Source organism: Labilithrix sp. (genome assembly GCA_019637155.1).
Lineage (GTDB): Bacteria > Myxococcota_A > Polyangia > Polyangiales > Polyangiaceae > Labilithrix.
Map to the genome: position 1 here is coordinate 127,310 of JAHBWE010000025.1, position 8,428 is coordinate 135,737.

The 8,428-nt window shown below is 70.7% G+C and carries 9 protein-coding genes; 3 read left to right on the forward strand and 6 right to left on the reverse strand.

Annotation, left to right across the window (positions count from 1 at the left end; all coding sequences use genetic code 11):
• The first annotated feature begins 12 nt into the window (after positions 1–12).
• Positions 13–837 carry a hypothetical protein gene (locus tag KF837_39665; GenBank protein ID MBX3233508.1) on the forward strand — a complete coding sequence of 275 codons (825 nt, stop codon included), beginning with the start codon at positions 13–15 and terminating at the stop codon, positions 835–837.
• A gap of 14 nt (positions 838–851) precedes the next feature.
• On the opposite strand, the gene KF837_39670 is transcribed toward KF837_39665, so the two are convergent.
• Both KF837_39670 and KF837_39675 read right to left on the reverse strand, forming a co-directional pair.
• Positions 852–1,235: a RidA family protein gene (locus KF837_39670; GenBank protein MBX3233509.1), complete on the reverse strand. Its 384-nt coding sequence runs from the start codon at positions 1,233–1,235 to the stop codon at positions 852–854.
• A gap of 11 nt (positions 1,236–1,246) precedes the next feature.
• Positions 1,247–2,305, reverse strand: coding sequence for a hypothetical protein (locus tag KF837_39675; protein MBX3233510.1), 1,059 nt, complete (start codon positions 2,303–2,305; stop codon positions 1,247–1,249).
• 167 nt (positions 2,306–2,472) lie between these two features.
• Between KF837_39675 and KF837_39680 the strand changes: the two genes are divergently transcribed.
• Positions 2,473–2,985, forward strand: coding sequence for an XRE family transcriptional regulator (locus KF837_39680; GenBank protein ID MBX3233511.1), 513 nt, complete (start codon positions 2,473–2,475; stop codon positions 2,983–2,985).
• A gap of 3 nt (positions 2,986–2,988) precedes the next feature.
• Here KF837_39680 and recR read toward each other — a convergent pair whose 3' ends face one another.
• Genes recR through dnaX form a run of 3 tightly spaced genes read right to left on the reverse strand, consistent with a single transcriptional unit; the run spans position 2,989 to position 5,886 of the window.
• Entirely contained in the window at positions 2,989–3,606 is a 618-nt protein-coding gene (gene recR, locus KF837_39685; protein MBX3233512.1) for a recombination mediator RecR, read from the reverse strand.
• 27 nt (positions 3,607–3,633) lie between these two features.
• The gene (locus tag KF837_39690) at positions 3,634–3,957 is read right to left on the reverse strand and encodes a YbaB/EbfC family nucleoid-associated protein (protein ID MBX3233513.1); all 324 of its coding nucleotides are present in this window, start codon (positions 3,955–3,957) and stop codon (positions 3,634–3,636) included.
• An 18-nt stretch (positions 3,958–3,975) separates the two neighbouring features.
• Positions 3,976–5,886 carry a DNA polymerase III subunit gamma/tau gene (gene dnaX / locus KF837_39695; GenBank protein ID MBX3233514.1) on the reverse strand — a complete coding sequence of 637 codons (1,911 nt, stop codon included), beginning with the start codon at positions 5,884–5,886 and terminating at the stop codon, positions 3,976–3,978.
• A 94-nt stretch (positions 5,887–5,980) separates the two neighbouring features.
• Between dnaX and KF837_39700 the strand changes: the two genes are divergently transcribed.
• On the forward strand, positions 5,981–7,450 hold the full coding sequence (locus KF837_39700; GenBank protein MBX3233515.1) for a hypothetical protein: 1,470 nt from the start codon (positions 5,981–5,983) through the stop codon (positions 7,448–7,450).
• On the opposite strand, the gene KF837_39705 is transcribed toward KF837_39700, so the two are convergent.
• Positions 7,431–8,428: hypothetical protein (locus KF837_39705; protein MBX3233516.1), on the reverse strand; the 998-nt coding region annotated here is incomplete at its 5' end. The genes KF837_39700 and KF837_39705 overlap by 20 nt on opposite strands.

Consider the following 8,428-nt stretch of genomic DNA (forward strand, 5'->3'; position numbering starts at 1 on the left):
GAGAGCTCCAGCATGATCCGCAGCGTTGTGTTTGGTTCGTTGGTCGTCGGCATTCTCGCTTCGGTCGCCGGCTGCAGGGTGACGGTCGAGACGAAGAACCGCTACACGGAGACGAACGTGCTGCGCACGGACACGGCGGACTGGGTGGGTCAGCCGATCCTCATCCAGATCCCGGCTCCCGGCGTCATCGTGAACGGCGGCGTGAACGTCGAGACGGCGCAAGATCCGAACGTGACGAAGGTGTCCGCCAACGCGCGCATCCTCGCGACGGCGTTCGCCGAGGCCGAGTCGGACGCGCGCGCCACGCTCGAGACGGTGAAGACGGGCTTCGTCATCACGAACACGCCGACGCTCATCACGATCCGCTGCGCGCAGGGGCAGACGGTGGGCGGCTCCAACGGCGGCGAGTCGGGCTGCGAGCTCACGAACATCATCGTCCCGCAGGGCACCGCCGACAAACCGCTCGACCTCCAGATCGAGACGACGAACGGCGACCTCAAGGTCAACGCGCTCACGGGCCGCCTGAAGCGCCTCGCCGGCAACTCGGAGAACGGCGACATCACGGTCCAGGTCGGCCCGTCGCAGAACTCGATCGGCGCCGACATCAGCTTCGTCGGGCTGAAGGGCGGCGACGTCACGCTCGACGTGCCGCAGGACTTCGCGGCGGACAACGTCTTCCTCGTCGCCGACGCGGACAAGAGGAACGCCTCGGCCTTCCCGGACATCACCGCCCTCGACGGCACGGTGGGCCGCGGCGCGGCCGGCACCGGCTTCAAGTCGATCAAGCTGACGTCGAACGAGTTCGCCGGCAGCTCCGGCGTCGTCACGCTGCAGTGACGTAGCGTATCGAGCTACGCGCGCTTCTTCGCGATCGCGTCGATCTCGACCCGGGCGCCCTTGGGCAGCGCGCTGACCTGAACGGTCGCGCGGGCCGGGGGCGCTTCGGCGTTGAAGCGCTTCGCGTACGTCGCGTTCACGGCCTGGAAGTCGCCGAGGTCCATCAGGTAGATCGTCGTCTTCACGACGTCCGCGAACGAGCAGCCGGCCGCTTCCAGCACCGCGGCGAGGTTGTCGAGCACGCGTTCGGTCTGGACCTCGATCGACCCCTCCACGAGCTCACCGGTCTTCGGATCGATCGGCACCTGCCCGCTGAGGAACACGAAGTCGCCGGCGTCGATCGCCTGCGAGTAAGGACCGATGGCTTTGGGCGCGGACAGCGACGTGACGGGCTTCATGCCCGCCGATGTTACTGCACCGGCGCGGCGAGGAGCGGGGAGACGAGCGCGCTCTTGCCCGAGGTGAGGGTCGCGGCGCGGGCGGGGCGCTGGACCTGATCGAGGAAGCCGGTGATGCCCTGCGGCTCGTTGCCGTTGCCGTGGACGAGCACGACCGCGCGGTCCTTGATCGGCTCACCTTTCGCGATCCAGCCGTCGGCGTCGAGCGGCATGAGCGAGAGGCGATTGAGCTGGCGGAGGCGGTTCGCGTCGTGCACGAGGCCGGGGAAGCGGAAGAGGACGGCGGGGACGATGCCGCGCGCGAGGAGCGTGCGCTCGAGGCCGAGGACCTCCTCGTCGAAGTCGACGCGCGGGTCGGTGAGGAAGTTGGCGCGGCTGCACGACTCGTTGAGGCAGTGGAGGGGATGCGTGCTCGAGTGATTGATCCACGTGATGGCGAGCTTGCCGCCCCGCTCCCACGCGAGGATCTGATCGAGCTCCGCGGAGTGGTTCTTCGCCCACCCGCCGGTCATCGCGATGCCGATCGGCACGGGCTTCCCGAGCTTGCCCGAGAGCGCGACCGCCCAGTCGAAGAGCCGCTTCTCCCACGGCTTCCGCGACTGACACATGTCGATCGTCAGCGTGAACGACTCGTCCGCGACGCGCGGCGCGTCGGCGTCGAGGCTCCGGAGCGCCTTGCCGGAGGAGCGGAGCTCCGCGAGGCTCCGCGCGTACGCGGTGCCGTCGACGTCGGCGCCTCGGCTCCCCGCCGCGAGCGCCGCGGCGTCGACGAGCGAGGTGACCTGCGTGTCCGCGTTCACGACGACCCGGGCACCCTTGCCCTCGAAGGTCATCGTGCGAATGACGGCGAGCTTGGTCCCGGCCGCGATCGCAGGCCCGAGCCGCGCAGCGATCGCCTTCGTCGCGACCCGCTCCTCCGCCGGCGCGACGGCCGCGTACCCCGCGATCGCGTGCGACGCGAGCGCCTCCTCTTCCCCAGCGACGTCCGCTTCGTCGTCCGCTCCATCCTCCACCGCACATGCCGCGACGAGCGATACGAGCAGCACGAGGAGAGCCGAGAGACCACGCATCCACCGGGCTGTCGCACATGTCGTACCATTCATGTGCATTCGTAAGACTTTGAAATGACTAGATCAGGCTCTCCGGAGCATGGTCCGCGTGCGACGCGCCGGCGGAGTAAAGGAACCAGCTGTACAAGGATACACTTTAGGTTATCCTTCATACCTACGCAACTGTCATGGATCACGTTGATCGCATCGTCCAAGCAATCCGGGTGAAGATGCCGCGCGCGCACGTCGCCGTGGAGAGAAGTGACAATCCTCGCGGCCCTGCTTGGATCGACGTGCGCTTGGACGACCAAGCCGTCGTCGTGGAGTGGCGGCAGGGAATGGGGTTGGGGGTGACGTCCCTCCCAACGGAGGGCCTCGGCCACGCCGCCGACGAAGTGTACGGCTCGATGGATGACGCGATTGAACGCGTTCACACGCTCTTCGAGACGAAGTCCAAGACCGTGGTCGCGCGACGAGCCGTGCTCGCCGAGCTGCGGTCGCGTCGGCGAGTCTCCCAGGAGGACCTAGCGCGACTGCTGGGGGTCAGTCAGCCGAACATCGCGAAGCTCGAGAAGCGAAATGACATGTCGATTCGAACGCTGCGAGCGCTGATTGGGGCCATCGGCGGTCGCCTCGAGCTGATTGCTCTTTTCGGAGACGAGTCCGTTCAGCTGATTCAGTTCGAAGAACCGCAGGGGTAGTCGTCAGAGCGCCTGGCGGCCGGAGAGGGCGCGGCCCATCGTGATGGGGTCGGCGTATTCGAGGTCGCCGCCGTGGGGGACGCCGCTGGCGATGCGGGTCAGCTTCACGGCGGCGGGGGCGAGCTCGCGCTTCAGGAGGAGCGCGGTGGCTTCGCCGTCGACGCTCGGTGGGGTCGCGACGATGACCTCGGTGACGCCCTCGTCCTTGATGCGCGCGAGGAGGCGCGGGAGCGGGAGGTCCTCCGGGCCGATGCCCTCGAGCGGCGAGAGCAGGCGGCCGAGGACGAAGTAGCGGCCCCGCATCGTGCCCGTGCGCTCGATCGCCATGAGGTCGTGCACGCGGCCCACCACGCAGAGGAGATGCGCGTCGCGCCGCGTGTCCTTGCACACCGCGCAGAGCACCTGCGGCTGCGGCGCGTCGGGGTCGACGTCGGCGATGTTGCCGCAGCGCTCGCACGGGCGGACGTGCTCGTGCAACGTGGCGAGCTCGGCGCCGAGGTCCTTCGCGATCGCCGGGTCGGCGGTGAGGAGATGGAGCACGTAGCGCTGCGCGGTCTTCTCGCCGACGCCGGGGAGACGCGAGAGGAGCGTGGTGAGCTTGCGGAGCTTCGGGGACTGCATCGGGCGAAGCGCGCGCGGACGCGCGGATCAGGTCAGGCCGGGGATCTTCACGCCGCCCGTGATCTTCTCGACCTCGGCCTCCATCGCCTTCTCCGCCTGCTCCATGCCGGAGTTCACCGCGAGGACCACGCCGTCGAGCGCGATCTCGATGCCCTCGCTCTTCAGGAACTCGGGGTCGATCTCGACCTTCGCGAGCTTCCGCGCGTACGTGACGGTCGCCTTCACCTTGTCGTTCAGGGCCGTCGCGACGATCTCCTTGTCGGCGAGCTCCTTCTTCTTCTCCTCCACCTTGCGCTGGAGGCGCGCCGCCTGGCGCATCAGCTCGTTCATGCCACCGCGAAACTGACCCATCTCGTCCTTCCTTCTCTCTCAGTCGTCTTGGGGCGGGAGCTTCACGTCCTTCAGCTCGGCGCCCAACACCCTGATCGCGTGCTGCACGAGCGGGTGGTTCTGCACCGCGTTCCGCGCGTCGAGCTGCATCTGCTTTCGCTTCGCCGCGTCGAGGTACGCGACGCTGCCCATCTTCGCGCCGCGCGCGGCCCGCTCGAACACGACCTCGGTCGGCACGCCGAAGTGCGCGCGCGCGGCGCGCTCGAGGATGTCGCGGGCGTCGACCTGGTCGGCGCGGTCCTCTTCGAAGGAGGTCTCCTCGACGCCGATGAGCACGCGCTCCTTCGTGACGACCTTCGGGACCGCGAGGTCGAGCATCGCCGCGACGGGCGGATGCTCCGCGCGCACGCGATCGACGAGCGCGCGCCAAGACGTCATGAGATCGGGCTCGGCGACCGACGCGGACACGCGCTCGTGCACGTCCGACGACGGCGCGGGTGGCGCGACCGGCGCAGGCACGACCAGCTCCGTCACGGGCTCGTGCCGCACCGTCACCGCCGCGACCTCCGGCTTCAACGCCAACGCCCCATTCGTCCGCGGCGTCTCGGCGGAGCGCGTCGGTTCGGCGGCGAGGGCGCGGGGGGGCTCGGCCCAGGTGGGGGGCGGGGAGGGGGACTCGTCGATCGCTGGCATCGCCGAGGTCGCGGAGGCGCTCGTCTCCGAGCGGGAGCGGCTGCTGCCGCCGCTGCCGCCGCCGCGCGCTGGGGGCGGGGCGCCGGTCGCGAGGCGCTTCTCGAGCTCGCCGAGGCGGGTGAGGAGCTCGTCGAGCGGGAGGAGCGCGGGGCGGCGCGCGAGGCGGACGAGCGTCATCTCGAGGTTGGAGCGGACTTGGCCGCTTTTCACGATGTCATCGAATCCGCGCGAGAGGCCGGTGAAGATGCGGCCGAGGTCGTCGGCGTCGCTCTTCTGCGCGAGCGCCATCACGTCAAGGACCTCCTCCTCCGCGAGGTCGAGGAGCTCCGGCGCCTGGTCCGGCGCGCAGACCTTCGCGACGACGAGGTTCCGGACGTGACGCATCAGGTCCTTCCAGAGATGGACCATGTCGAAGCCCTGGCGCGACACCTGGTCGAGCACGTCGAGCGCGACCGCCGCGTCGCCCTCGAGGACGGCCGCGGTCAGCTTGTGGAGGACCTCGCGATCGGCGACGCCGAGGACCTTCGCGACCGTGTCGGCGCCGATGCTCGAAGCGCCGAAGGCGATGACCTGATCGAGGAGGCTCATCGCGTCGCGCATCGAGCCGGCCGCCTCGCGCGCGAGGACGTTGATCGCGGCGTCGTCGGCGGCGAGGTTCTCCTTCGCGACGACCTCCTTGAGGCGCGCGCCGATCTGACGCGCGCTCACGAGCTTGAAGTCGTAGCGCTGGCAGCGGCTCAGGATCGTGACCGGCACCTTGTGCACCTCCGTCGTCGCGAAGATGAACTTCACGTGCGGCGGCGGCTCCTCGAGCGTCTTCAGGAACGCGTTCCACGCCGCGTTCGAGAGCATGTGGACCTCGTCCACGATGTAGATCTTGTAGCGATCGCGCGCGGGGCGGAAGGCGAGGCCCTCTTGTAGGCGCCGCACCTCGTCGATGCCGTTGTAGCTCGCGGCGTCGATCTCCTGGACGTCCATGTCGACGCCGGCCGCGATCTCGGTGCACGCGGCGCAGACCTGGCAAGGCTTGGAGGTCGGGCCCGTCGCGGCGCCGTCGGCGCCGAGGCAGTTGAGGCACTTCGCGAGGATGCGCGCGCTCGTCGTCTTGCCGACGCCGCGGACGCCGGTGAACAGGAACGCGTGCGCGACGCGGCTCTGCGCGATCGCGTTCGCGAGCGTCTGCGCGACGTGCTCCTGTCCGATCAGGTCGTCGAACGATTGCGGCCGGTATTTTCGCGCCAGGACCAGGTACGACAAGGCAAGGGATGGTCTACCTCACCCCCGCGCAGACGTCGACGGTGGCACGAAGCCGGAGGTGGAATCTGCGGCGCGCGTGGGATAGCCAGGCGGCGTGGCGGCGCGGCTCGATCGTGTGATCTTCGCGTTCGCGGTCGTCTCCGCGCTCGTGACGGCCGCGTTCGTCGCGTACGCGTTCGCGTTCAGCCCGCAGAACCCGGTCGCGTCGGAGATGGGCTTCGAGGCGCTCCGCGTCGCGCGGAAGCTCCCGCTCTACGTCGACCCGTGGAAGGGCGCGTGGGAGGACGGTCCGCCGCCGTCCCGCTATTACGTGCTCTATACACCGATGTTCCCGTGGCTCGTCGGCAAGCTCGCGGGGCTCTGGTCGCCCACGCTCGCCGGCGTGCAGACGACGGGCCGCGCGATCGCGGCGGCGGCGTGGCTCGGCTTCTACGTGCCCGCGGTCGTGCTCGCGCCCCGGGAGCGACGGCGCGCGACGCTGATCGCCGCGATGTTCGGCGCGAGCGTGTACTTCATCGCGCGCCACGCGGCGTCGATGAGCCCCGACACGCTCGCGACCGCGCTCGTGTGCGGGGGCGTCCTCCGCGCGGTCGTGAAAGAGCGGATCGATCCGCTCGCGGCGGTGCTGCTCGTCGCGGCGCCGTTCATCAAGCCGAGCTGCCTCGGCGGCCTCGCCGGCGCGGGGCTGGTGCACCTCGTCTTGCGGCGCGAGGGCTGGGTCCGCTCCGTCGTCGCCGCGCTCGGCGCCGCGGGCGTGCTCGTCCTCGCCTGCCACCTCGCGAGCGACGGCGCGTGGCTCACGCACATCAAGAACTCGACCGGCCAGCCGCTCACGCTGACGCGCTGGGTGCAGGAGTACGGGAGCCGCTTCGTCGTGCTCGGTCTCCCGCACCTCGTCGTGCTCTGGGTCGGCTGGAAGCGGCGGACGACGTGGCTCGCGCTCGCGCCGCTCGCGGGCAGCGTCGCGTGGGCCACGTTCATGATGGCGAAGCACGGCAGCGGCTCCCACTACTGGTTCGAGCCGACCGCGCTCGCCGTCATCGCGATCTCGCGGACGCCGCCGGCGATCGGATCGTTCGGGCCGGAGCCGGAGCCGGCGTGGACGCGCTGGGCCGCGCTCGCGTTCGGCGTCCTCGCCGCGATCACGAGCTGGCCGCAGTACGCGAAGGAGCCGGGCCGCTACCGCGCCTACGAAGCGCGCATCGCCGCGCTCCGCGCCTACTGCGTCCACGAGGCGAACGAGTTCGTGCTCTCGAGCGACTTCGACACGGAGATGCGCCTCAACGGACGCATCTCGGTGCCGGCGTGGCAGTCGGTGTTCCTCGCGAAGTCGGGGCGTTTCCCGCTCGACGCGTGGCGCGCCGACCTCGCGCGGCCGGAGATCCGGTGGGCCGTGCTCGGCGACGATCCGCTCCATCCTCCGCCGAGCACGAACGACGCGAACGTCGAAGGGAGCCCGTTTTACGACGTGCTCGCGGACGCGCTCCGCGAGAGCTTCGAGTTCGATCGCGAGGTCGCCGGCACGCGCGTCTGGAAGCGGAAGGTCAGCGCAGGAGCTCGCTGACGACCATCAGGTACTCGGACAGCTTGTACGCGGGCAGGCCGCCGAGGACCTCGGTCGACGCGGTGAGCTCCTGCGCGCCCCAGCGCGCGATGCCGTCGAGCGTCGCTCGCGTGTCGGCGGCGAGCGCGGCGTCCTTCGCGAGCGTCGCGGCGGCGAGCGTCGTCCATGGATGCCACATCGTGACGAGGGCGCCGGCGTCGGGCGCGAGCGCCACGCGCCCGGTGTCGTAGGTGTCGCGCGCGCACGCTCCTCGCCGCTGCGCGTCGGGGCGGCAATGCACGACGAGCTCCTTCGCGAGCGCGATCCGCGTGGGAGGATCGGCGTCGCGCGCGATGAACGCGAGCTGCTCGGTGAAGCCGACCGCGCGCGTGTCCGGCTCGCCGTTCGCGACCTGCCGCGAGAGCCAATCGAGCGCGCCCTTCGCGTCGGGCGACACCGCCGGCTCCACCGACCCCGACCCCACCGTGGCGAGGGCCCACGCCGCGAGCGCGGTCGGGTAGAGCGCCGATCGCTCGTGCGTCGGATCGAGCTGTGGGTGCGGTCGCGCGGGGCGGTTGGGATCGGACGTCGCGGGCTTGGTCATCGCGCGTTCGTGGAAGCCGCCGTCGGGGTGGCGCGCGGCGCGGAGCATCGCGAGCGCCTCGCCCTCGCCGAGGCCGGCCTCGTGATCCTTCGTCTCGCGGAGCGTCGCGTGGAACGCGAGGACGGCCCAGGCCGCCGCCGCCGTCGCGGGCTGAGGCGCGGCGGGATCGGTGGCGGCGATGCGCGGGCCGACCCAGCCGCCGCCGACGCGCATCGCCCGGAGCGCGCGCGCGCCCGCGGCGAGGGCGGCGACCGGCGCGCCGTCGCACGCGCGATGCGACTCCGCCAGCGCGAAGAGCTGCTGCGCCGTATCCCAACCCGACGGCTGCGCGCGCTCCTCGCCCGCGAACGAGCCGTCGGTGCGCTGGCCCTTCACGAGCGCGGCGGCCCAGCGCC

Excerpts from the sequence above, each read along its gene's own strand:
- KF837_39690 (MBX3233513.1), bottom strand. The coding sequence starts at position 3,957 with ATGGGTCAGTTTCGCGGTGGCATGAACGAGCTGATGCGCCAGGCGGCG.
- KF837_39675 (MBX3233510.1), bottom strand. The coding sequence starts at position 2,305 with ATGCGTGGTCTCTCGGCTCTCCTCGTGCTGCTCGTATCGCTCGTCGCG.
- KF837_39680 (MBX3233511.1), top strand. The coding sequence starts at position 2,473 with ATGGATCACGTTGATCGCATCGTCCAAGCAATCCGGGTGAAGATGCCG.
- recR (MBX3233512.1), bottom strand. The coding sequence starts at position 3,606 with ATGCAGTCCCCGAAGCTCCGCAAGCTCACCACGCTCCTCTCGCGTCTC.
- KF837_39665 (MBX3233508.1), top strand. The coding sequence starts at position 13 with ATGATCCGCAGCGTTGTGTTTGGTTCGTTGGTCGTCGGCATTCTCGCT.
- KF837_39670 (MBX3233509.1), bottom strand. The coding sequence starts at position 1,235 with ATGAAGCCCGTCACGTCGCTGTCCGCGCCCAAAGCCATCGGTCCTTAC.